At 64.9% G+C, this 21,938-nt stretch carries 20 protein-coding genes; 3 read left to right on the forward strand and 17 right to left on the reverse strand.

What is annotated here, in order from left to right; translation table 11 throughout:
- Positions 1–102: 102 nt before the first annotated feature.
- Positions 103–327, forward strand: a complete 225-nt coding sequence (locus AC1DDS_RS03075; protein ID WP_477477528.1) for a DUF2093 domain-containing protein — start codon at positions 103–105, stop codon at positions 325–327.
- A gap of 39 nt (positions 328–366) precedes the next feature.
- Here AC1DDS_RS03075 and lpxK read toward each other — a convergent pair whose 3' ends face one another.
- The 6 genes from lpxK to AC1DDS_RS03105 form a co-directional block, all read right to left on the reverse strand.
- Positions 367–1,407, reverse strand: a complete 1,041-nt coding sequence (lpxK, locus tag AC1DDS_RS03080) for a tetraacyldisaccharide 4'-kinase (protein WP_477477529.1) — start codon at positions 1,405–1,407, stop codon at positions 367–369.
- A gap of 140 nt (positions 1,408–1,547) precedes the next feature.
- Positions 1,548–2,285, reverse strand: a complete 738-nt coding sequence (locus tag AC1DDS_RS03085) for an HAD family hydrolase (protein ID WP_405030179.1) — start codon at positions 2,283–2,285, stop codon at positions 1,548–1,550.
- Between the two features lie 14 nt (positions 2,286–2,299).
- On the reverse strand, positions 2,300–3,610 hold the full coding sequence (gene waaA, locus AC1DDS_RS03090) for a lipid IV(A) 3-deoxy-D-manno-octulosonic acid transferase (RefSeq protein WP_310415110.1): 1,311 nt from the start codon (positions 3,608–3,610) through the stop codon (positions 2,300–2,302).
- Positions 3,611–3,713: 103 nt separating this feature from the next.
- Positions 3,714–3,950: a DUF4170 domain-containing protein gene (locus AC1DDS_RS03095; RefSeq protein WP_477477530.1), complete on the reverse strand. Its 237-nt coding sequence runs from the start codon at positions 3,948–3,950 to the stop codon at positions 3,714–3,716.
- Between the two features lie 60 nt (positions 3,951–4,010).
- Positions 4,011–4,832 carry a 3'(2'),5'-bisphosphate nucleotidase CysQ gene (locus tag AC1DDS_RS03100; RefSeq protein WP_477477531.1) on the reverse strand — a complete coding sequence of 274 codons (822 nt, stop codon included), beginning with the start codon at positions 4,830–4,832 and terminating at the stop codon, positions 4,011–4,013.
- A 45-nt stretch (positions 4,833–4,877) separates the two neighbouring features.
- Positions 4,878–6,224 carry a TldD/PmbA family protein gene (locus AC1DDS_RS03105; protein WP_477477532.1) on the reverse strand — a complete coding sequence of 449 codons (1,347 nt, stop codon included), beginning with the start codon at positions 6,222–6,224 and terminating at the stop codon, positions 4,878–4,880.
- A 111-nt stretch (positions 6,225–6,335) separates the two neighbouring features.
- Between AC1DDS_RS03105 and AC1DDS_RS03110 the strand changes: the two genes are divergently transcribed.
- A complete protein-coding gene (locus AC1DDS_RS03110; RefSeq protein ID WP_477477533.1) occupies positions 6,336–8,162 on the forward strand; it encodes a monovalent cation:proton antiporter-2 (CPA2) family protein in 1,827 nt (608 codons plus the stop codon).
- 9 nt (positions 8,163–8,171) lie between these two features.
- Here the strand turns inward: AC1DDS_RS03110 and AC1DDS_RS03115 are convergent, their stop codons facing one another.
- The 3 genes from AC1DDS_RS03115 to AC1DDS_RS03125 are packed head-to-tail and all read right to left on the reverse strand — an operon-like array spanning position 8,172 to position 11,708.
- Positions 8,172–9,065 carry a patatin-like phospholipase family protein gene (locus AC1DDS_RS03115; protein WP_477477534.1) on the reverse strand — a complete coding sequence of 298 codons (894 nt, stop codon included), beginning with the start codon at positions 9,063–9,065 and terminating at the stop codon, positions 8,172–8,174.
- Positions 9,066–9,089: 24 nt separating this feature from the next.
- The gene (rsmD, locus tag AC1DDS_RS03120; RefSeq protein WP_477477535.1) at positions 9,090–9,650 is read right to left on the reverse strand and encodes a 16S rRNA (guanine(966)-N(2))-methyltransferase RsmD; all 561 of its coding nucleotides are present in this window, start codon (positions 9,648–9,650) and stop codon (positions 9,090–9,092) included.
- Positions 9,651–9,656: 6 nt separating this feature from the next.
- The gene (locus AC1DDS_RS03125) at positions 9,657–11,708 is read right to left on the reverse strand and encodes a pseudouridine synthase (protein ID WP_477477536.1); all 2,052 of its coding nucleotides are present in this window, start codon (positions 11,706–11,708) and stop codon (positions 9,657–9,659) included.
- 73 nt (positions 11,709–11,781) lie between these two features.
- On the opposite strand from AC1DDS_RS03125, the gene AC1DDS_RS03130 reads away from it, so the two are divergent.
- The gene (locus AC1DDS_RS03130; protein ID WP_477477537.1) at positions 11,782–12,234 is read left to right on the forward strand and encodes a nucleoside deaminase; all 453 of its coding nucleotides are present in this window, start codon (positions 11,782–11,784) and stop codon (positions 12,232–12,234) included.
- Positions 12,235–12,236: 2 nt separating this feature from the next.
- Here the strand turns inward: AC1DDS_RS03130 and AC1DDS_RS03135 are convergent, their stop codons facing one another.
- The 8 genes from AC1DDS_RS03135 to AC1DDS_RS03170 all read right to left on the reverse strand — a co-directional run bounded on the left by AC1DDS_RS03135 (position 12,237) and on the right by AC1DDS_RS03170 (position 21,709).
- Positions 12,237–13,016: a GGDEF domain-containing protein gene (locus AC1DDS_RS03135; RefSeq protein WP_477477538.1), complete on the reverse strand. Its 780-nt coding sequence runs from the start codon at positions 13,014–13,016 to the stop codon at positions 12,237–12,239.
- Between the two features lie 106 nt (positions 13,017–13,122).
- Positions 13,123–13,605 carry an N-acetyltransferase family protein gene (locus tag AC1DDS_RS03140; protein WP_477477539.1) on the reverse strand — a complete coding sequence of 161 codons (483 nt, stop codon included), beginning with the start codon at positions 13,603–13,605 and terminating at the stop codon, positions 13,123–13,125.
- Between the two features lie 4 nt (positions 13,606–13,609).
- A complete protein-coding gene (locus AC1DDS_RS03145) occupies positions 13,610–14,227 on the reverse strand; it encodes a hypothetical protein (protein ID WP_477477540.1) in 618 nt (205 codons plus the stop codon).
- A 171-nt stretch (positions 14,228–14,398) separates the two neighbouring features.
- The gene (ileS, locus tag AC1DDS_RS03150) at positions 14,399–17,314 is read right to left on the reverse strand and encodes an isoleucine--tRNA ligase (RefSeq protein ID WP_477477541.1); all 2,916 of its coding nucleotides are present in this window, start codon (positions 17,312–17,314) and stop codon (positions 14,399–14,401) included.
- Between the two features lie 247 nt (positions 17,315–17,561).
- Complete coding sequence (locus tag AC1DDS_RS03155; RefSeq protein ID WP_477477542.1) at positions 17,562–18,542, reverse strand: bifunctional riboflavin kinase/FAD synthetase; 981 nt, start codon at positions 18,540–18,542, stop codon at positions 17,562–17,564.
- Positions 18,543–18,559: 17 nt separating this feature from the next.
- Positions 18,560–19,408 (reverse strand): TIGR01459 family HAD-type hydrolase, encoded by an 849-nt coding sequence (locus AC1DDS_RS03160; RefSeq protein ID WP_477477543.1) that lies wholly within the window; start codon positions 19,406–19,408, stop codon positions 18,560–18,562.
- A gap of 89 nt (positions 19,409–19,497) precedes the next feature.
- Complete coding sequence (gene chrA / locus AC1DDS_RS03165) at positions 19,498–20,877, reverse strand: chromate efflux transporter (protein WP_477477544.1); 1,380 nt, start codon at positions 20,875–20,877, stop codon at positions 19,498–19,500.
- Positions 20,870–21,709, reverse strand: coding sequence for a chromate resistance protein ChrB domain-containing protein (locus AC1DDS_RS03170; protein ID WP_477477545.1), 840 nt, complete (start codon positions 21,707–21,709; stop codon positions 20,870–20,872). The genes chrA and AC1DDS_RS03170 overlap by 8 nt, the downstream gene beginning before the upstream one ends.
- Between the last annotated feature and the right edge of the window lie 229 nt (positions 21,710–21,938).

Here is a 21,938-nt window from a genome sequence, read left to right on the forward strand (position 1 = left end):
TGCCCGAGCACGGGGCGAGACGGCAACCAGGAACCTGCCACCATGAGCGCCTCGCGACGCCCCTTCCCGGCCAGCAGGCGCAGGCAACAGGAGACGCGGACGATGAACCGAATTGAAGGAAGCCGTGAGGCCAAGATCCGTTACCTCGACGGCGATTTCCAGATCCTCATGCCCGGCGCTTACGTCGTCTGCGCCGTGACCGGAGAACAGATCCCCATCGATGAGCTGCGCTATTGGAGCGTCGCCCGCCAGGAGGCCTATGTCGATGCGACCGCCTCCCTCGAAGCGGAAAAGCGAGCCGGCGCGCTGCCAAATCAGCCCCACTGATCCCGGTCAGCCTGCTGCGTGCCGCGCCAACGTGCAGCGTCACGGGCTTCGTGGAGTCCCGAGCCTGCGCTTGCGGGCGGACACCAGGGCCGCCTCGATGATCTTGTCCGGTGCGCGCGGGTCGTCGAAGCGGATCTCCACCTCGATCACGCGGCTCTTGAGCCTCAGTTCCTCCGATCGCCCGTGCCCACCCGCCAGGCGTACGCTGTCCTTGGCCGTCGTCACGATGCCGTAGCCGTGCGCCTCGGCATGGTCGAGGATGTCGGCGACCTCGTCGTCGGAGAGGTGGTGGTGATCCGGAAAGCTGCGGGTGACGTAGAGCGACGCGCCGGTGCTCTCGGCGGTGCGAAAGAACTTCTCGTTATCCGCAAGCCCCGACCATGCAAGCACCGGCCTGTCGACGAGGTCCGCCACGTCGACGGTCGCAAGCGTTGCCGTATGGACCGCCTTGCCGGCCCGCGCCCCCTGCCGGATCAGCGCGTCCGCTGCATTTCCATCGCCGATGACCAGAAGGGCCGATGCCTGGTGCATCTGTTCGGACAGCGGCGCCCGCACGGGGCCGCTCGGTATCATGTAGCCGTTGCCGATGCCGCGCCGCGAGTCGACGACGAGCAGCGCGTGGTCGAAGACAAGCCGGGCACTCTGGAACCCGTCGTCCATGATGATTAGGTCGACGCCCTCATCCACCAGCCGCCGCGCCCCGCCGACGCGGCGACGCGAGATCACCGTCAGTGCCTCACGCGCCAGGAGCAGCGGCTCGTCGCCGACGTCGCGAGCCCGGTGGCGACCCGGATCGACCACGGTGATGACATCCAGCGATCCGCCGTATCCGCGGCTGAGAAATCCGGGCCGCAGGCCGCGCGCCTTGGCGGCCCGGGCAAGCGCAATCGACGTCGGCGTCTTGCCGGCGCCGCCGACGGTGAAATTGCCGACGCAGATGACCGGAACGGGGATGGCAGTGCGGCGCGCACGCCGCATGCGGGCCCCGGCAATCAAGCCGTAGAGCCGCGACACCGGCCACAGCGCGTAGGCGCGCCAATCCGGCTTCGTCCACCAGAACGGCGGAGCCTCAGAAACCATTCCACCCCCCGATCCGATCGCTTTGCGACGGCAAGCCCCAGAAGTCATGGCTGCGTAAGTCTCGCTTGCGGCGCATTTCGGTGCGCATGCCCGCCGCAATCGCACTAACAATGCCCGGAAAATGAAGGAATGCAATGGTTTCAGGCGACTGCCCGGCGCGGTGCACCGTCATCGGGCAACAGGGCGGGAAGCTCGGTGATGTCGTTGAGGCAATAATCAGAAGCCGCCGACAGGGATTCCCGCGAACCGGTCCCGGTGAGGACCGCGACCGTCAAGCCGGCACCGGCACTGCGTCCCATGTGCAGGTCGTGATTGTTGTCGCCGACGACGGCGACCTCATGCGGGTCCAGACCGGTCGCGGCACAGAACCCCATCACCATGCCCGGCTCGGGCTTGATTCCAAAGCCGCTGTCGTAGCCGGCGACGTAGTGGAGATACTGGTCGAACCCGAAGCGGCGCGCCGTCTGCCGGATGGACTGCTCGTTGTCACTCGAGGCAACGCCGAGGCGATAGCCCTTGGCGTGCAGCGCGGCGAAGAACCCGGCAAGATCGGTGACGGCCACGGCCATCGATGCCGATTGCGCGAAAAGGCCGTCGAACAGTGTCGAAAGCTCCGCCACCGTCATCGGCGAACCGGCGGCAACCATGCCTTCGGCAATCTCGACCGTATTGCCCGCGGCAAGCAGCGTATCGGGGGCGACATGACCGGTATCCGGGTTCATGCCTCCGGCCACCAGCAATCGGCGGGCCAGATCCTCGTCGCCTTTGGCCGCGAGGCGCGCAAGCTCGTAGTTCACCGGAACCCAGCTCTTCGCGTAATCGAGCAGCGTCCCGTCCTTGTCGAACAGGATACCGGAAATCGTGTGTGTCTTTTCCATGGAGTTGCCGCTCATCAGGCCTCGCGCGGATGAAGCCGCGCCTTTACCGTCAAGGGGTTGAGATAGGGTTCGAGGCCACGGACGGTTTCCGTCAGCGCCCCACGCATTTCCTGTAGTGAATCCTGCCCGGCTGCGATCATCTTGTGGCGCATGTCATCGTTGACGAGGAGATAGCCGACGCCCTTAGCCAGCATCTCGACATCACGCACCATCCTGGCGCAGCCACTTTTGGCAAGCTGTTGATAGCTGTCGCGGAAATTCTGAACATTCGGGCCGGAAAGAACGGCGCAGCCAAGCATCGCCGGCTCGAGCGGGTTCTGCCCTCCCTCGCCGAAGAGCGAGCGGCCGACGAAAGCGATTTCCGTCATGCGCAGGTAGAGTCCCATTTCGCCGATCGTGTCCCCCAGGAAGATATCGGTGTCCGCCGTCAGCGGATCATTGCGCGTCCGACGCGCCACCTTCAGCCCCTTGGCGACAAGCGCTTCCTCAATTGCGTCGGCACGCTCAGGATGGCGCGGCACGATGATGGTGAGAAGCTCGATGTGCTGCTTGAGCGCGGCGTGAACATTTCCGGCCGCCAGTTCCTCGCCCTCGAAGGTGGAGATCGCCGCCCAGGTCTTCCTGGTGCCTAGCTGGCTGCGGTAGGCGGCGAGAACGGCGGGATCATGCGGCGGTGCGTCCGTATCGACCTTCAGATTGCCGGACACGAGCACCGGCAGGGCGCCGAGCGTGCGGAAACGTTCCGCGTCCGCGTCCGACTGGGCGATGACAAGGGCGAACTTCTCGAACAACGCGTCCGCGATCGCCGGGCGCTTCTGCCACCGCGCAAAGGAGCGGTCGGACATCCGCCCGTTGACGAGCACCTGCGGGATGTGCCGCGCGCCAAGCTCGAGAATGGTCATCGGCCAGATCTCCGACTCCACCATGATCGCGAGATCCGGGCGCCAATGGTCGAGAAAGCGATTCAGGACGGGTTTCAGGTCGAGCGGCACATACTGATGAATGACGCTGTCGCCCAGCCGCTCGCGGGCCACACGCGCCGAAGTCACGGTGCCGGTGGTCAGGACCACGCTGATCCCCCGCCGGCGCACTTCCCGGATCAGCGGCGACACCGCGTTGGTCTCGCCGACGCTTGCCGCGTGGATCCAGACAAGCGGTCCGGCCGGTCGCTCGACGCTTGCGCGACCGAAGCGCTCGCCCCGGCGGCCTCGCTCCTCCTTGCCCTTCGCGGCCCGGAAGGCCAGGTAGGGGCGCATGACCGGGTAGAGGCCAAGGCCGACCCAGCGATAGGCGGACAGAGCCAGGCGCGCGAGAGCATTGCTCATCGGCACCTGCCGGCTGCGTTGATCCGTCCGAAAGCGTTCATGGGGGTCTCGGTCATTGGTTGCCCCGCGGCATCAAGAGCAGCCGCGAGGCAAAATGAAGGCGTCAAGCGTTCTCTGGGTCGAGCAGCTTGTGCATGTGCACGATAAAATACCGCATGTGCGCGTTGTCGACGGTTTGCTGCGCCTTCGACTTCCACGCCACCAGGGCGCTCGCATAGTCGGGATAGATCCCGACAATATCCAGGTTTTCGAGGTCGCGGAACTGCACGTCCGTCAGCGTCGTCAATTCGCCGCCGAAAACGAGATGCAGGCGCTGCTTGTTGTCGCCGGTCTCTGTCATGATGTTCTCTTCAATTGTGATATAATTTCACATCGGATTTGGGCTATCCGCGCAAAAAGGTCAATGGTCGGCAAGGTCGCATGAGGCGCTTATCAACCTTCCGAGCCACGCATTTCCGGCCGCGCACAGGACGTCGTGGCGGACTTCGGGCCGGTTGTAGGTGAGCGCGGCACCATCGAGCGTTACCAGTCCACCGCCCGCGTTGGCAAGAATGAGGTCGGCGGCGGCAAGGTCCCAGTCGTGTGAATTGACCTTGACCAGCGTGCCATCGATCCTACCGTCCGCCACCATCGCCAGACGATAGGCAAGCGAGGGCACGTGCGCAATGCGCTGGATCGTGCCGAGGGCGCCGAGCACGCCGCGATCCAACCGCGACACCATGTCCTCCCCCCCCGCCAGTCGCAAGGGGCGCTCTCCATTCGGTTCGGACACGCGAACCGGCGATCCGTTTCTCAGGGATGGTCCGCCGATCCGTGACGCAAAGACCTCGTTTAGCGCCGGCGCCACCAGCACGCCGGCAACGGGCCGGCCGCGATGCACCACAGCAGCGCTGACACACCACTGATCCTTGCCGGCGATGAAGGCGCGCGTGCCGTCGATCGGATCGACGACGAAGAGCGTGTCGCGGGACAGACGCTCGGGATCATCGTCCGTTTCCTCCGACAGCCAGCCATAGTCTGGTCGCGCCGAAAGCAGGGCTGACTTGAGGATATCGTTGGCGGCGATGTCGGCGGCACTGACGGGCGAACGCCCCTCATTCTTCCACCAGACGTCCGGCTTGTTGCAAAAATATTCCATTGCGCGGGCGCCGGCAGCCCGCGCCGCTTCGAGCAGCAGCGCCAGATCGTCTTCCCACCGGGCGTGATCTTCGCCGTCCGGCATGTGTGCTCCAGTTTCCATTCGACCCCGGCTAGCTAGCGGCCATGTTCACTTGCCTGCGAGAGTCATGCCCTCGATGGCAAGCGTCGGCGCGGCCACGCCGAACTTCCTGTCGATGTCGTTGGCCGGCGTCATGCGCATGAACATGTCCGTCAGGGTGGATGCGATCGTTACTTCCGAGACCGGGTAGGCCAGTTCACCGTTCTCGATCCAGAAGCCGGAGGCGCCGCGGCTGTATTCGCCTGTCACCATGTTCACGCCGTGCCCAATGAGCTCCGTCACGTAAAAGCCCGTGCCGATCGAGCGGATGAGATCCTCGGGCAGGATATCGCCCGGTTCAAGCGCGAAGTTGGTGGAGGCCGGGCTGACGGCGGTGCCGCCGCGCACGCCGCGGCCGTTGGTGTGCAGGCCCAGTTCGTGCGCCGTCGAGGTCGACAGGAACCAGTGGTTCAACACGCCATCCTCGATCATGACCAGGCGCTCGCCTGTGACGCCCTCGCCGTCGAACGGGCGCGAGGACGAGCCGCGGACGACCAGCGGATCATCGGTCACCGAAAGCCCGGCCTTCAGCACCTGCTTGCCCATCTTGTCGCGCAGGAAACTCGTCTTGCGCGCGACCGAGGCGCCATTGATGGCGCTGGCGATGTGACCGGCCATGCCGCGCGCCATGCGCGGGTCGAACACGACGGTAACATCCTTGGCCGTCGGCACCTGCCGGGGATTGAGACGCTTGACCACGCGCTCGCCCGCCATACGGCCAATGTCGTCGGCGTCGCGCAGATCGGCAAAATAGAGCCGGCTGTCGAAATCGTAGTCGCGCTCCATCTTGGTGCCCTCGCCCGCGATCACACTGACGGAGCGGCCGAAGCGGCTGGCGGAATAGGCGCCGGAAAACCCGTGCGAGGTGGCCAGCACCAGCCCGCCCATGCCGGCTGAGGCGCCTGCGCCGCTGGAGTTCGTCACGCCGGCAACCGCCAGCGCGGCTTCCTCCATGGCAAGGGCTGCTCCCGCCAGATCGTCGGAAGAGACCTCGGCCGGGTCGAACAATTCGAGGTCCGGCCAGGTCTTCGCCAGATCCGCCGGGTCGGCCAAGGCGGCGAAGGGATCCTCAGGTGACGCCTTGGCCATCGCAACGGCACGCTCCGCCAGAAGCTTAAGGTCGAAACCGGGATTAGCCGAAACGCTCGCCACACGCTTGCCGATGAAGACGCGAAGCGAGAAGTCGTCGCTCTCGGAAGCTTCCGTTCCCTCCACCTTGCCGAGGCGGACCGTGACGGAGCGGGAGCGGCCGCGGACGACGACCGCGTCGGCCGCTTCGGCGCCCGCTCTGACCGCATGGTCGATGAGTTCTCCGGCGCGGGCGAGAAGGCTTTCGGAATCGATGGTCTCGGACATGATTTGGCCTTTCATTCCTGCCCCATTTATTGTGCACTGGCAGAGGCATCAAGGGTCGAACCCGTGATTCTTGGCCTCACCGATCTAACATACCGAAGGACGCGCACCCGCATGGCAAATACGCATGCCCTGTTTGCCGAAGCATTGCTCCTGCTCGGAGGCGCGGTTCTGGCTGCGCCCATCTTCAAGAAGCTCGGGCTCGGCACCATTCTCGGCTACCTCGCGGCGGGCGTCGTGATCGGTCCGATCCTGCACTATATCCATGACGGTGAGGAGATCCTGGGAGTAGCCGAACTCGGCATCGTCTTCCTGCTCTTCCTTATCGGGCTGGAGTTGCAACCCTCGCGGCTGTGGCAGATGCGCAGGGAGATCTTCGGCCTCGGCACCGCACAGGTCGTGGCGACCGGAGTGGTGTTGACCGGCCTCGTTCTCTTGATGGGCGTGGAGGAGTGGCAGGCGGCGCTGATCATCGGCTTTGGCCTTGCCCTTTCCTCAACCGCGTTCGCGCTGCAGATCCTGGACGAAAAAGGTGACACGAACACGCGCTACGGGCAGCGGTCCTTTTCGCTGCTGCTGTTTCAGGATCTTGCCATCGTTCCGCTGCTGGCGCTAATCCCGCTGCTGGCAAAGCAGACACCCGAGGACACGACCACCGCATTGCAAGACTTCATCGTCGCCATCACGGCCATCGCCGCGATGCTGATGATCGGGCGCTATGTGCTCAATCCATTGTTCCAGGTCATCGCCCGCACCGGCGCGCGCGAGGCGATGATAGCAGCGGCCCTGTTCGTGGTCCTCGGCTCTGCCACGCTGTTGCAGTTCGCTGGGCTGTCGATGGCCATGGGCGCCTTTCTCGCCGGCGTGCTGCTTTCGGAATCATCCTACCGACACGAGCTCGAGGCCGACATCGAACCGTTCCGCGGGATTCTGCTCGCGCTCTTCTTCATGGCCGTCGGGCTTTCACTCGACATCGACGTGGTGTTCCGGAACTACCAGGTCATCCTCATCGCCGTGCCGGTGCTGATGCTGGCCAAGGCCGTCGTGATCTATCTGATCTGCCGCATGGGACGCTCGCCGCACAACGATGCGGTGCGGGTCGCGCTGCTCTTGTTGCAGGGCGGGGAATTCGGCTTCGTGCTGTTCACCGCCGCTGCGGCTGCCGGCGTCTTCTCGTCAGCCGTCGCTTCGCTGCTGGTGGTGATCGTCACCGTCTCGATGGCGCTTACTCCGATCGCCTCGCTTCTGGTCGGCGTGCTCATCCGCGAGGACGGCCGCGAGGAGATCGAGGAGGACTTCGAAGGCGCCGGGTCGGACGTGCTGATGATCGGTTTCTCCCGCTTCGGCCAGATCGCCTCGCAGATCCTTCTGGCAGGTGGGCGCGACGTCACCGTCATCGATTTCTCCGCCGACCGCGTCCGGCAGGCGGCGAGCTTCGGCTTTCGCATCTACTTCGGCGACGGGACCCGCAAGGAGGTGCTGCGGGCTGCCGGCATCGAGAAGGCAAAGATCGTCGCCGTCTGCACCCACAAGGCCGACATCACCGACCGGATCGTCGATCTGGTGCAATCCGACTACCCGAACGCGCGGGTCTACGTCCGCTCCTACGACCGCATCCACACGTTGTCCCTCCGGGCCCGCGGCGTGGACGTCGAGGTGCGTGAAACCTTCGAGTCGGGTCTGCTGTTCGGTCGCAAAACCCTGGAGGCACTTGGTGTCCACGACGACGAGGCGCTGGCGATCAGCGACGATATCCGCCACCGCGACGAAGAGCGCCTCATCCTGCAGGCGGCGGAAGGCCTGACGGCGGGCAGGCACATGCTTCATTCGCGCCCCGTACGGCCGGAGCCGCTGATCAAGCCGAAGCACACCGAGCAGGTGGCAGACGACGACGAGGAAGACGAAGACATCGCCGTCATGGCACGGACGGCCGCCGACTGACGCTGCCTGCTACTCCTGACCGCTGACTTTTGAGGAAAGCCGCATTTCAAGCGCCCGTTTGAGATCGTCGCGCACGCCGGCGGACTGAACGAGGATGTCCTTCGCGCGCATGAAATCGAGAACCCTGAACCGGCCGACCTCGGGCTGGAGGAAAATGTCGGGCCGGCATTGCTTCAGCTTGAGCGCGATCATCGAGCGCATCGTCAACTGGCTTGCTCCGTAGAGACTGTCGATGCTGTTGGGGATTGCGCCTTCGTCGCCGGTCGGCCTGCCGACAACATCGACACCAATGGTAACGTCCGCCGCTCCCATGAGATGATCGAACGGTATCGGGTTCCACAAGCCGCCATCGATGAGAATGCGCCCGCCGATGCGCACGGGAAGAAATACCGCCGGAAGCGAGGCGGAGGCCGCAAGCGCCGGGTACAGGGGGCCGCGCTCCAAGACACGCTCGCACTGCTCGTAGAAATCGGCCGTGATGACCTTCAGTGGAATCTGCAGGTCCTCGAACCGATCGGGTATTTGCGGGTGCAGGAAGGCCCGCAGGACACGCTCCAGATTGAACTGACCGATGCGAAACTTGCTTGTCCAGGCTTCGGCGAGAGTGGCTGGCCGCAAGCCCCAGATACGGCCAAGCGCTTCGCTGGGGCGACCGACGGCTGCAAGCGTATGCTCGCGGATTTCCTTGCCGCTGAGGCCCGCCGCCATTGCCGCTCCCATGATTGCGCCGATCGACGACCCGGCGATGAGTTTCGGCCGAATGCCGAGTTCGTCCAGGACCTCGATCACATGGATATGCGCAAGCCCGCGCGCACCACCGCCACCAAGGGCGATGGCAACCGTCGGCGTCGCTTGCCGCGCATTGCTTCTTGAGGCGTCCGGTTTGGGGGCATCGTTCAGCATCGAACCTCCTCCGCCCGTAAGTCGTCAGGCGGGCGTATACCGGTAGAAATGCATCCGCGTGTCGCCGAACGTGCGGACCTCCAGCGGCTCATAGCCGTCGACGGCGGCGGGCGTCACATCCGCCCGCTCTTCCAGGATGGCAAGCGCACCGGGCACAAGCCAACCGCCTTTTGCCGCGACGTCAAGGGCCTTCTCGCCCAGACCGAGAGCGTAGGGCGGATCGGCGAACAGAAAGTCGAAAGGCTCCATCGTCCCGACCCCACCCAGTGACGTCGCATCGCGCCGGAAGATCTTGGCCTTGCCCTGCAGGCCAAATGCCTCGATGTTGGTATGGATCAGGCCGCGCCCCTCGACGCCCTGCTCGACGAACAGCACGGCGCGAGCGCCGCGCGAGATCGCCTCGAGACCGACGGCGCCGGTTCCGGCAAACAGGTCGAGGACGCGGGCGCCGTCGACATGCTCGGGATAGGCGTGCGCAAGGATGTTGAAGAGGCTCTCGCGCGTGCGGTCCGCGGTCGGCCGGATGTCAGCACCCTTCGGCGTGGCGAGCGCGCGGCCGCGCAATGTTCCACCGACAATCCGCACGACGCGTCAGTTCCCCCGGCCGCGCGGTTTGCCGCCGGTCGGGCGACCGCCACCAGGCTTGCCTGCCGGTCTGCCACCACCGGGCTTGCCGCCCGGACGGCCACCCGCCGGCTTGCCGAAGGACGGTTTGCCGCCAAAGGATTTGCCACCCGGCTTGCCGCCGAACGACCGCTCACCGCCGCGACCGCCGGAAGGCTTGTCGCCGAAGGAACGCTCGCCGCCTCGGTTGCCGGAAGGCCTGTCGCCGAAGGAACGCTCGCCGCCTCGGCCACCGGAAGGCCTGTCGCCGAAGGAGCGTTCACCCCTGTCGTTTTCACGCCCGCGGAAGGGCCTGTCCTCGCGCTTGCCGAACGGCTTGTCCCCACCGCGATCGCCGAAGGGTTTGCCGCGTGGCTTGCGGTCGTCGCGTCCAGCGCGATCACCAAAATCACGCGGAGCACGCGCGTCGCCGGCCCCGGAGCGCGGGCGGCCGAATCCACCGCCGCGATCGTCACGCGACTGCGCTTCCGGTTCGCTGGCGCGGATCCATTCGCCGCCTTCATCCCCGGCGCCGAGAACACGCGGACCGCGCCCGCCACTGTCGCGGTTGCGGTCCCGATCGCCGCGTTCCTCGAAACGGCCGCCGGGCTTTTTCCGGTCAGGATCGAATTTGTGCTTCGTCTTCGTCGCCTCGCCATCACGGGTCCGGCCGTAGCGCTTGGTCTTTGGAGCGCCTTCCGGCCGGTCACGCGGCGTGCGCTTGACGGCTTCCTCGCCCTCGGCCGCCTGCGGCTTCTTCTCCGCTACGGGACGGGCGCCGGGTGCCATCCAGACGTTCGACTTGCGGGCACGATTGCCCGGTTCGTGCTTGGGCCGGGTGGAAAAGCGATCATCGTCGCGGTCGCGATGGTGCTTATCGTCCCGCTTGTCGCCAAACCGGTCGTCTCGCTTCGTGTCCAGGCGCGCCCGCGCCTTCTCCCGACGGTCGCCGTCCTTTTCGCGGAACGGCTGACGCTCCTCGCGGTCACCCTTCTGGGCGTGCGCGGGGGCTTCTTCCCTGTCGTCGTGCTGGTGCTCGAAGAGCGGCGCCTCGAAATTCGCCTTCGCGTCCTCGATCAACCGCGGGCCGAGCTGATCACGCAGCGTGCGGCCGCGAACTTCCAGCGCCTGGCCCTCCGGCAAGTCGCCAAGTTGGAACGGTCCGAAGGAAATGCGGATCAGGCGGTTCACCTCCAGGCCGAGCGCGCCGAGCACGTTCTTGACCTCTCGGTTCTTGCCCTCGCGAAGCCCCATCGTGATCCAGACGTTCGAGCCCTGAACCTTGTCCAGCGTCGCCTCGATGCCGCCGTAGAGCACGCCGTCGACGGCGATGCCGTCCTTCAACCGGTCCAGCGCTTCCTGGTCGATCTTGCCGTGGGCGCGCACGCGGTAGCGGCGCAGCCAACCCGTGGTCGGCAGTTCCAGGACGCGTGCGAGGCCGCCGTCATTGGTCAGAAGAAGCAGGCCTTCGGTGTTGATATCGAGACGGCCGACCGACATCACGCGCGGCAGGTCCTCCGGCAGGTGCTCGAACACGGTCGGGCGCCCTTCGGGATCGGCATTGGTCGTCACCAGCCCCCCGGGCTTGTGATAGAGCCACAGGCGCGTCCGCTCGATGCCGCGGATGGGAACGCCATCCACCTCGATTTGATCTGAGAAGGTGACATTGACGACCGGCGTGTCGAGCACGACACCGTTCACGCTAACCCGTCCGTCCATGATCATGCGCTCGATGTCGCGGCGCGAAGCCACGCCTGCGCGCGCGAGCAGCTTGGAGATGCGTTCGGGTTCCTGCCCGGTGGACGGGCTGGCGGCAGCAGCCGGCGCGCTCTTTCCGGCTTTCTTGCCGAAGTCGCGCTTTTCGTCCTTCCACGATCCCTGCGGCTTGGAAGAACCACGTTCGGACTTGGCGAAGCCGGCCGCCTTTGCGCCCGCGCCGAACGGCTTCCTGCCATCGGGCTTGCCGGCGCCGTCACGCGGCTTGCGATCGCGGTCGAAGGGCTTTGCGCCCGGCCGTTTTGGCTTGTCTCTGGATGTCATATGTTGTTTGCCTACCGTTTCGGCGTGTCGTATCAGGTCAGGCGACCGGGGTTAAGAGAAATTGTGAGCGGGCATGACGAATAGCTTCATGGACCAGGCATTGGCAGAGGCGCGTCGGGCTGCCGAACGCGGCGAAGTGCCGATCGGCGCCGTTCTCGTCCACGAAGGAAAGGTCGTCGCGCGCGCCGGTAACCGCACGCGCGCGGATCACGACGTCACCGCGCATGCGGAAATCCTGGTCATCCGCGCCGCGGCCGAAATCCTCGGCAACGAACGCCTCAACGAGGCGGACCTCTATGTCACGCTTGAACCCTGCACCATGTGCGCCGCCGCCATCTCCTTTGCCCGGCTGCGGCGGCTGTATTATGGCGCCGAGGACCCCAAGGGCGGCGGCGTCGACAGTGGCGTGCGCTTTTATCACCAACCCACCTGCCACCATGCGCCCGAAGTCTATTCAGGCCTGCAGGAGATCGAGGCGGCAGAGATACTCAGGCAGTTTTTCCGGGAGCGTCGCGAGGGCGACTGATCTCAAGCAGCCATGCTGGATGCGGATACCTCGCATCCGTCCATCACGATGCAATTTCTACCCGCGGATTTCGCGCGATAAAGGTCTGCATCCGCCTGACGAAACAACTCCGTTGGATCGAACGGGCCGTCGCCGCACACAATTCCGATGCTGACACTCAACGGGACCGGCTGCCCGTCGGCCGAGAGGCCGCTTGCCAGAACGGAGCGGCGGATGCGCTCGGCCACCTGAATGGCGCGCGTGCGATCCGCCCCCTGCAGGAAGGCGACGAATTCTTCCCCACCAATCCTGGCCCACGGAACGCCTTCTCCGACGGTTCGGGCCATGACGGCACCGATCATTCGCAACGCCTCGTCACCGACGAGATGACCGAAGGCATCGTTAACCTTCTTGAAGTGATCCGCGTCGGCGATCAACAGCGCAACAGGCCCCGCGTTGCTGGCCCCTTCCGCTTCAAAGCCGGCGAAGAACGCCTCACGGTTGAGGCCGCCAGTCAGAGAATCGGTTCTGGCCCTGCGCTCAAGGTCAGCATGAAGTTTTTTCAACGCCAGATGTGCGTCTTCCAACTCGACATGCATACGCGCCAGGGCGTCGCGTTGACGTGCGGTTATTTCTTTCTGGTGGAATTGGTAGGTGCTGGCCGGGCCGCCGATAAGCAACGGACAAAGGACACTCATCCAAAAGCCCGGACCATCCGGGTGGCCGCCCAGCATCGGCACCAGCAACAGAACGATGCAAACGGAAACAACGACGGAGGCTCCCGTCGTAACCGCAGCCTTCATGGCCGTTTTTCTGCTGATACCCAACATGCGGCGGAAGCTAACCCTGCCGGGTTAAGAAGATATGAGATGTGAAATGAAATTTGCGGCTTTCACCACACGGACTCAATCAACCGGCTGCAAATGCCTTCAGCTTGTCGCCCGCCAGGCGGTAGCGAATCCATTCGGTCTGCGGTTCGGCGTCGATCGCGTCGTAGGCGCGGATCGCCGGCTCGTTCCAGTCGAGCACGCTCCATTCGAAGCGACCGCAGCCTTCGGCCACGGCGACCTGCGCGAGATGCCGCAGGAGCTTGCGTCCCACGCCCGCACCGCGATGCTCTGGCGTCACGTAGAGGTCTTCGAGATAGAGCCCGTTGCGGGCCTGCCAGGTGGAATAGTTGTAGAACCACACGGCGAATCCGACCGGTTCGCCCGTTTCGGTTTCGCAGATCACCGCGCGTGTCACCGCCCCGGGGCCGAACAACGAAGCCGTCAGCGTTTCGACGGTCGCCTCGACCTCATGACCCGCCTTTTCGTAGACGGCCAGTTCGGTGATGAAACGCAGGATGATCGCCGCATCGGCGGCGGTCGCGTTGCGAATGCGGTAGCTCATCGGATCAGAAAGGCCACCAGGTCGAGCCGCCGCTGGCCATCTTGGCCTCCTTCAGGCGCCGGCGCTCCTTCTTCTTCTCCGGCTCGCCGAGGTCGGCGGCAGCCTCTTCGGGCATCTTGCGGTAGTCGAGCGGCGGATCACTGAGGTAGCGGCGCTTGTCGGAATAGATGCCCTGCTGCACCCGGCGCGCCTCGCGATACTGCTCCGTCTGTTCCTTCGTCGAGAGCTGGCGCATCGTGTTGTGCTGCGTCTGCAGCGGCGAATTGTAGCCGATCTTGCGCTCGTTCTCGGTCGCCTCGGCCTTGAGGCGATCGCGCATGTCTTCGGGGTTTTCCACCCATTGCGGATTGTCGGTGGTGGAGGCGAGCGACTTCTGCGGCGCCACGAGCTGGCCCTGATCCTTGGGGACCACGAGGCCGCCGCGCGGCTGATAGGCGATCTTCTTGTCGCCGCTGTTCGGCGTCCTGAGCATCACGGAATTGCCGAGGTCGTCCATCAGCTGCTCGCCGCTTGTCTTGTCGGTTCCGTAGGTCGGGCCGCCGATGCAGCCGGAAAGAATGGCGCATGCGCCAAGCAGTGCCGCCACGCTGGCGCCCAGTCGAATTCCTCGCGTCATTCTCATGCAAACCCTTCCCAGCAAAGCCGGTGAATCGCTTCGATCACGTCCGTCGAATGCCGTGCGTTGGCGTAAAAATCCGACGATTTTCAGGCAGCAATACCGGATGAAGCGCAAAAGCGCAATTCATCCGGTATCTTGCGTGTCTTGTGCACAACCTTTCGTCGGGTTGAGCCCTCAGGCCGCAGCGCGGAAGCCGATCTCGCGCAGCGCCGCCGCGTCCCGCGCGGAGACGTCCGGATAGTCCGCATCCGAGCCGACATCGGTGGTGATGCGCCAGGACCGCGCGCACTTCTTGCCCTCGGCCAGCTTCGGCTCGACGGCAACGCCCGCAACCTCCGGCAGACGGAAGGCTTCGGCTGGCCCCTCGCCGGCAACGAGCGTGATCGCCGAGGTGATGCAGATCTCGGCGAAGTCTTCGCCCTCAAGCGCCGCCAGCAAAGCCGGGTCGGCGATGTGGACCGTTGGAGCGGCCTCCAGCGACGAGCCGATGCGCTTCTCGCGGCGCTCGATCTCGAGCGCGCCGGTGACGACGGTGCGGACAGTGCGGATCTTCTCCCACTTCTCTTCCAGCGCGTCGTTCTTCCACTCGGCCGGAATTTCCGGGAACTGTTCGAGGTGAACCGAGACGGCATCGGCCTTGCGCGAAAGCCAGGCCTCTTCCGTCGTGAACGGCAGCATCGGCGCCAGCCACAGCACCAGGCAATCGAACACCTTGCGGATCACCGCCAGCGCCGAACGGCGACGCAGGCTCGATGGCGCGTCGCAGTAGAGCGCATCCTTGCGGACGTCGAAGTAAAAGGCCGAAAGCTCGACGTTGGAAAAGTCGATCAGCGCGCGGGCGATCTTCTTGAAGTCGAAGGCGTCGTAACCCTCGCGCACGAGCTTATCCAGTTCGGCAAGCCGGTGCAGCATCAGCTTTTCCAGCTCCGGCATGTCGGCATAGGCGATCTCCTCGCCCTTGTCGTGCGCGAGCGTGCCGAGCATCCAGCGGATGGTGTTGCGGAGCTTGCGGTAGGCGTCGATGTTGGTCTGGATGATCGTCTTGCCGAGGCGCTGGTCTTCCCAGTAGTCGGTGGTCATCACCCACAGGCGCAGAATGTCGGCGCCGGCGTCCTTCATGACATCCTGCGGCGAGACGACGTTGCCCTTCGACTTCGACATCTTCTCGCCCTTCTCGTCCATCGTGAACCCGTGGGTGACGACGGCGTCATAGGGCGCGCGGCCGCGCGTGGCGCAGCTTTCGAGCAGCGACGAGTGGAACCAGCCGCGATGCTGGTCGGAGCCTTCCAGGTAGACGTCGGCCGGCCACTTCAGGTCGGGGCGGTCTTCGAGCGTGAAGGTGTGGGTCGACCCTGAGTCGAACCAGACGTCGAGAATGTCCATGACCTGCGTCCAGCGGACGTGGTCGTGGTCGTTGCCGAGGAAGCGCTCCTTGGCGCCGTCGGCGAACCAGGCGTCGGCGCCCTCCTTCTCGAAGGCTTCGAGAATGCGGGCGTTGACGGCCTCATCGACGAGGATTTCACCCTGCTCGTCGGCGAAGATTGCGATCGGCACGCCCCAGGCGCGCTGGCGGGAAAGCACCCAATCCGGACGGCCTTCGATCATCGCGCGCAGGCGGTTCTGACCGGCCGCAGGGACGAAGCGGGTGTCGTCGATCGCCGACAGCGAGCGCGAGCGCAGCGTCGTGCCGTCGCCGAGTTCCTTGTCCATGTAGACGAACCATTGCGGCGTGTTGCGGAAGATCACCGGCTTCTTCGAGCGCCAGGAATGCGGGTAGGAATGCTTCAGGCGGCCGCGCGCGAACAGCGCATGACGGGCGATCAGCGCCTTGATGACACGCTCGTTGGCATCGCCCTTCTTGCCCTTGTCGTCGATGACGCGGCCGGCACCGCCTTCCGCATCCGGACCGAAGCCGGGCGCGTCGGACGTGAAGTAGCCTGCGTCGTCGACGGTGAACGGGATCGCCGACGAGATGCCGCGGGCTTCCAGCGCACGCGCGCTATCCATCCAGGCGTCGAAGTCCTCGCGGCCGTGGCCGGGGGCGGTGTGGACAAAGCCGGTGCCGGCGTCGTCGGTGACGTGGTCGCCGTCGAGCAGCGGTACCTTGAAGTCGTAGCCGCCGCCGAGACCGTGCAGCGGATGGGCGCAGGTGATCCCACCCAGTTCATCGGCCTCGATGTCGCGGACGAAGTTGAAGGTCAGCTTCGCCTTGGCGGCGGATTCGTCGGCCAGGCGCTTGGCGAAGATCAGCTTCTCGCCCGGCTGCGGACCGAAATCGTTCTCGGCGGTCGCGACCTCATAAAGGCCGTAGGCGTAGCGCGAGGAAAACGCGATGGCGCGGTTGCCGGGGATCGTCCAGGGCGTCGTGGTCCAGATGACGACGAAGGTTCCCGCCAGTGCGTCCGGGCCTTCCTTGACCGGGAATTTTACCCAGATCATGTCGCTCTCGACATCGGCGTACTCGACCTCGGCCTCGGCGAGCGCGGTGCGCTCGACCACCGACCACATGATCGGCTTGGAGCCGCGATAGAGCTGGCCACTCCTGGCGATCTTCATCAGTTCGCCGGCGATGCGGGCTTCCGCGTGGAAGTTCATCGTCGTGTAGGGGGTTTCGAAGTCGCCCTCGATGCCGAGGCGCTTGAACTCCTCGGTCTGCACCTTGATCCAGCCGGTGGCGAAGTCACGGCATTCCTGGCGGAATTCGTTGACCGGAACCTCGTCCTTGTTCTGGCCCTTCTCGCGGTACTTCTCCTCGATCTTCCACTCGATCGGAAGACCGTGGCAGTCCCAGCCGGGAACGTAGTTGGCGTCATAGCCGCGCATCTGGAACGAGCGGTTGATGACGTCCTTGAGGATCTTGTTCAGCGCGTGGCCGATGTGGATGTTGCCATTGGCATAGGGCGGTCCGTCGTGCAGGACGAACTTCTCGCGGCCGGCGGCGGAAGCGCGCAGCTTCTTGTAAAGGTCCATCTTCTGCCAGCGGGCCACCGTTTCCGGCTCCTTCTGCGGCAGGCCGGCGCGCATCGGAAAATCCGTCTGCGGCAGGTAGAGGGTGGAGGAATAGTCGATCTTCTCGGGCGTGTCGGTCATGGCTTGGCTATCGCTTCATCGCGCGAATTGTCGCGCTGCAAGAGGGGATCTGTCTGTCGGTGACGGCGGGGGCGTGGTTCGCAACGCCCGAAATCCCGGACCTTCCGGCCTCGCTCAGAGCGCGCGGAAGGCCGGGCCACTAATTCGCAGGTCGATGGTCAGCCGGTAGAACATCATGACGCGCGGTATTACGGCGTTTTCGGCCAGTTGAAAAGGTGCGGTGGCGCGGCCGCGCGCGTTTTCTTCTTTAGCAACAGAGCAGCCGGTCGATTTCGCCGAGGGGGCGCACGCCGGAAAGGAGCGCCCTTGCCTCCTCCTCGTCGCGCTTCATCTGCACGACCAGCGCGTCGAGACCGTCGAACTTCAGCTCGTCGCGCAGGTGTTCGAAGAAGGAAACCGTACAGGTCTCGCCATAGAGGTCGCCGGAAAACTCGAAGACGAAGGTCTCGAGCAGCGGCGCGCCGTTGCTGTCCACGGTCGGGCGGCGGCCGAAGCTGGCAACGCCGTCGAACAGCGTGCCATCGCCGCGGCGAAAACGAACCGCATAGATGCCGGTGCGCAGTTCCACCTCGGGGGGAAGCTGCATGTTGGCGGTCGGAAAGCCGAGCGTCCGGCCGAGTTGCTTACCACCAATCACCTCGGTTTCGACGGTGTAGTGGTAGCCGAACAGGCCCGCCGCCTCGGCCACGTCGCCCTTGGCAAGCAGTTCGCGGATACGGCTCGACGAAATCACCTCGGCATTTTCGTCGCGATAAGCGTCCACCAGGGTCACGCCGAAGCCGTTTTCCTCACCGGCCGCCATCAGGAAGGCCGGACCGCCCTCCCGGCCCCTGCCGAAATGGAAGTCGAAGCCGGTGACGATATGGCTGGCGTGCAGCCACTCCATCAGCACCTGGCGGACGAAGTCTGCTGCCGCTGTCTGCGAAAACTGTCGATTGAAGGGATATTCGATCACTGCCGAGAACCCCATCCCCTCCAGGATCCGCGCCTTCAGGTGCGCCGGCGTCAGGCGGAAGACGGGCTGATCGGGGCGAAAGACCGTGCGCGGGTGCGGCTCGAAGGTGAGGACCAGCGCCGGCACGCCACGCGCGTTCGCAATGTCCAGCGCCCGCTGCAAGACGGACTGATGACCGCGATGAACGCCATCGAAGTTGCCGATTGCAATCACACCCGCGCGCAGATGCTCGGGCAGCGGCTCCCTGGTTTCGTTGCGATGAAATACGGTCATGCGGCCTCGCCGTCCAATCACTGCAATCGTGGCATCCACCATTTCGGCGCCGCCTTTTCGCGCGCCAGGAACGCGTTCAGCCTCGCTTCGTCGGTCACGCCGTCCTTGACGTATTCCTTGGCGTGGATGCCGCCGGAAATATAGAGCACATCGAGGCCGAAGGCTTCAGCGCCGCGCACGTCGGTCGGCATGCCGTCGCCGATCGCAATCACGCGGGAAAGGTCGAACCCGTCCCGCACGTCACGCGCCTCCTCCAGCGACTTCTCGTAAATCGGTCGATGCGGCTTGCCGGCGATCAGCGTGCTTCCACCCATCTCTTCATAGAGCTTGGCGAGCGCACCGGCGCAGGGGATCAGCCGATGACCGCGCTCCACGACCAGATCGGGGTTGGCGCAGATGAAGGGCAGATGACGGGTGGCGAGCTTCTCCAGCTCTCCGCGATAATCGTCCGCCGTTTCCTTCTCGTCGTTACGCAGGCCCGCGCAGACGACAATGCCCGCCTCTTCTGCCGAGACGGCCTGCACACCAAGCCCCTCGAGCAGCGCCTCGTCCTTGCGCGCACCGATGAAATAGATCTTTTCCGGGCCGGCGGTGATCAGCGACCGGGTCACGTCGCCGGAGGTGACGATGCGGTCATAGGCCTGGTCCAGGACGCCAAGGCCGCGGATCTGCACTTGCACGCCGGGCCGGGGGCGCGGCGAGTTGGTGATCAGCACGACGGTCAGTCCGGCCGCGCGGGCCTCCACCAATGCCTCAGAGGCCTGAGCGAAGGCTTCCACGCCGTTGTGCAGCACGCCCCAGACGTCACAGAGGACGACGTCGTACTGACCCGTGATCTCGCGGAAGGACTGAATGCGCTTGGCCATGCTGTTTCCCGATCCTGATAAGCCCGGCTGACATCGCAAAGCCGGATCGAGAAAACAAGGGCCTGCCGACAATTTTGCCGCTGCCGCGGCTAAATGAGCGCGTTGAGCGCAAACCCCGCGACTGCGCAGACGAGCAGCGTGTAGACGATGCCGAGGCGCAGGCGGAACAGCATCACGGCTGCTGCGATCGTCAACAGGAGCGAGAGCACATCGATCGAGGCCGGTTCCGGCAGAGCCATCGAGATCGGGCCAAGCCGCAATGCGCCGACTTCGCGGAAGAGCACGTGCAGGCCGAACCAGACGGCAAGATTGAGGATGACACCGACGACGGCGGCCGAGATCGCCGCCAGCGCGCCGGACAGGGCAGCGTTGGCACGCAGGCGCTCGACATAGGGCGCGCCAAGGAAGATCCAGAGAAAGCAGGGAACGAAGGTGACCCAGGTGGTGAGGAATGCGCCCAGCAGGCCGGCTGCGAGCGGATCGAGCCCCGCCGTATCCCGGAAGGCGGCGAGAAAGCCGACAAAGGAGAGAACGAGAACCAGCGGCCCCGGCGTCGTCTCCGCCAGCGCCAATCCATCCAGCATCTCGCCCGGCTTCAGCCAGTGATAGGTCTCGACCGCCTGCTGCGCGACATATGCGAGCACCGCATAGGCGCCGCCGAAGGTGACGACCGCCATCTTGGAGAAGAAGACACCGATGGTGGCAAACGCACCCGGCCCAGCGGGAAGCAGCGGCAGAAGAGCAAAGGGTGCGGCCCAAAGAACGGCGCCGGCAACGACGATACCGAGCGTTGCGCCGATGCCGCGCTGCCGGTCGGGGAACGCATCGCCAATCACGGAAGGCTTGTCGACGGCGTGCGCCTTATGACCGGCCGGCGGCTGCAGGAGACCCGGCGCGGTTCGCGCGACAAGGTAGCCGCAAATGCCTGCCGCAGCGATGACCAGCGGAAAGGGCAGCGCAAGGACGAACAGGCAGATGAAGGCAAGCGCTGCCAGCAGGCGCATGAACGGGGTTTTCAGTGCGCGGCTCGCGACCCGCACCAGCGCCTCGAGCACGATCGCCAGCACCGCTGCCTTAAGGCCGAAGAAAAGGTTCTGCAGCCAGTCGGTTCGCTGAAAGACCGCATAGGCGGCCGACAGCGCGCAGATGACGAGAAAGCCCGGCAGCACGAACAGCGTTCCCGCCACGATACCGCCGCGCGTGCCGTGCAGCAGCCAGCCGACATAGGTGGCAAGCTGCTGCGCCTCCGGACCCGGCAGCAGCATGCAGTAGTTCAGGGCATGCAGGAACCGGCTTTCCGAGATCCAGCGGCGCTCGTCGACCAGTTCCTTGTGCATCAGCGCGATCTGGCCGGCCGGACCGCCGAAACTCAGCAGACCGATCTTCGTCCAGACGCCGAGCGCTTCGCGGAAGGAGGGATGCGGCGGCGGCGACAGATCGGCACCGCCAGACAGAATGGGCTTATTCACGGCCGTCCCTCTTGCGGGGCGTGTGCGAGACCCAGTCATGCATCTCGTCGGCGGCATCGCGCGCCCACCGATAGAGCGCGTCATAGATCAGCATGCCGGCTTCCAACTGTTCGAGATCGTCGGCATACATGCGCGACAGGCCGAGCGAAATCGCAAGCAGGCCCGATGCCTGCGGCTCGAGATCCGGTCGGTTGGTATCGGCGCCCCGCACGATCCGCGCCACGTGTTTCAGGGCGGGGAAGGCAAGCCCGAACTCCTCCACAAACACGTCGAAACTGCAAAGCTCGCCGCGATGGCTCCAGAACACACCCTCGATATCGAAGGGCGTTGCCCCGAAGCGCGCGGCCACCGCCTCCACCTCCGACGGCGAGACGAAAAGGAATTTTGCCGCGGGGTCGACGAACCGCCGGATCAGCCAAGGGCAAGCGATCCGGTCGATCTTCGGGCGGGATCGCGTGACCCAGAGCGTGCCGCCGGCCGTCCTGTCCTGTGGCAGGCTCCTGACCGGAACAAGCGGCAGGGCAGCCGCTTGCCATGCGGCGAAACCGCCTTCGAGGATTTCCGCCTGCGCGCCGGCAAGGCGCAGCAAGGCGGCAACGCCTTCGCTGAGCTTCAGCCCCTTCTGGCAGGCAACGACCACCCCGCGGTCGCGGTAGGCCGGCGTCGCGGCCCAGGCCTCGGCATCGGAATGGCCCTGGCGTATCGCCGTCGGCAGCAGGTAGGGAGCGGCGGCGAAATCGTCGTCATCGCGAACATCAATGATGACCGGCGCTTTCGGCGTGCCGATCAGCCTGACGAGTTTTTCGGGAGAGATTGCATTGTAGGAAGCCATGATACGTCCCTCGATAGTGCTATAAAGGACGCGAAATTTGGCATGGCGCCTCGTGGGGCATTCGCAAACCCCATGGCACCGTTAAACATAATCCCGGCAATTAAGTCAATCGAATCCACGGGGGCCAACTTTTTTGGTGGCCAATTCTTGACTCGATCCGGACCCGAGCCTATCTCGGTCAGGCTAGCACTCATCTATGGCGAGTGCTAACACAAATCCACCGGATCGG

The sequence above is a fragment of the Mycoplana sp. 10N416 genome (assembly GCF_056394765.1).

Excerpts from the sequence above, each read along its gene's own strand:
- AC1DDS_RS03155 (WP_477477542.1), bottom strand. The coding sequence starts at position 18,542 with ATGACCGTATTTCATCGCAACGAAACCAGGGAGCCGCTGCCCGAGCAT.
- AC1DDS_RS03095 (WP_477477530.1), bottom strand. The coding sequence starts at position 3,950 with ATGACAGAGACCGGCGACAACAAGCAGCGCCTGCATCTCGTTTTCGGC.
- AC1DDS_RS03160 (WP_477477543.1), bottom strand. The coding sequence starts at position 19,408 with ATGGCCAAGCGCATTCAGTCCTTCCGCGAGATCACGGGTCAGTACGAC.
- AC1DDS_RS03085 (WP_405030179.1), bottom strand. The coding sequence starts at position 2,285 with ATGGAAAAGACACACACGATTTCCGGTATCCTGTTCGACAAGGACGGG.
- AC1DDS_RS03110 (WP_477477533.1), top strand. The coding sequence starts at position 6,336 with ATGGCAAATACGCATGCCCTGTTTGCCGAAGCATTGCTCCTGCTCGGA.
- AC1DDS_RS03170 (WP_477477545.1), bottom strand. The coding sequence starts at position 21,709 with ATGGCTTCCTACAATGCAATCTCTCCCGAAAAACTCGTCAGGCTGATC.
- AC1DDS_RS03115 (WP_477477534.1), bottom strand. The coding sequence starts at position 9,065 with ATGCTGAACGATGCCCCCAAACCGGACGCCTCAAGAAGCAATGCGCGG.
- lpxK (WP_477477529.1), bottom strand. The coding sequence starts at position 1,407 with ATGGTTTCTGAGGCTCCGCCGTTCTGGTGGACGAAGCCGGATTGGCGC.
- AC1DDS_RS03075 (WP_477477528.1), top strand. The coding sequence starts at position 103 with ATGAACCGAATTGAAGGAAGCCGTGAGGCCAAGATCCGTTACCTCGAC.
- AC1DDS_RS03130 (WP_477477537.1), top strand. The coding sequence starts at position 11,782 with ATGACGAATAGCTTCATGGACCAGGCATTGGCAGAGGCGCGTCGGGCT.
- AC1DDS_RS03145 (WP_477477540.1), bottom strand. The coding sequence starts at position 14,227 with ATGAGAATGACGCGAGGAATTCGACTGGGCGCCAGCGTGGCGGCACTG.
- AC1DDS_RS03125 (WP_477477536.1), bottom strand. The coding sequence starts at position 11,708 with ATGACATCCAGAGACAAGCCAAAACGGCCGGGCGCAAAGCCCTTCGAC.
- waaA (WP_310415110.1), bottom strand. The coding sequence starts at position 3,610 with ATGAGCAATGCTCTCGCGCGCCTGGCTCTGTCCGCCTATCGCTGGGTC.
- AC1DDS_RS03135 (WP_477477538.1), bottom strand. The coding sequence starts at position 13,016 with ATGAAGGCTGCGGTTACGACGGGAGCCTCCGTCGTTGTTTCCGTTTGC.
- ileS (WP_477477541.1), bottom strand. The coding sequence starts at position 17,314 with ATGACCGACACGCCCGAGAAGATCGACTATTCCTCCACCCTCTACCTG.
- AC1DDS_RS03105 (WP_477477532.1), bottom strand. The coding sequence starts at position 6,224 with ATGTCCGAGACCATCGATTCCGAAAGCCTTCTCGCCCGCGCCGGAGAA.
- AC1DDS_RS03100 (WP_477477531.1), bottom strand. The coding sequence starts at position 4,832 with ATGCCGGACGGCGAAGATCACGCCCGGTGGGAAGACGATCTGGCGCTG.
- AC1DDS_RS03140 (WP_477477539.1), bottom strand. The coding sequence starts at position 13,605 with ATGAGCTACCGCATTCGCAACGCGACCGCCGCCGATGCGGCGATCATC.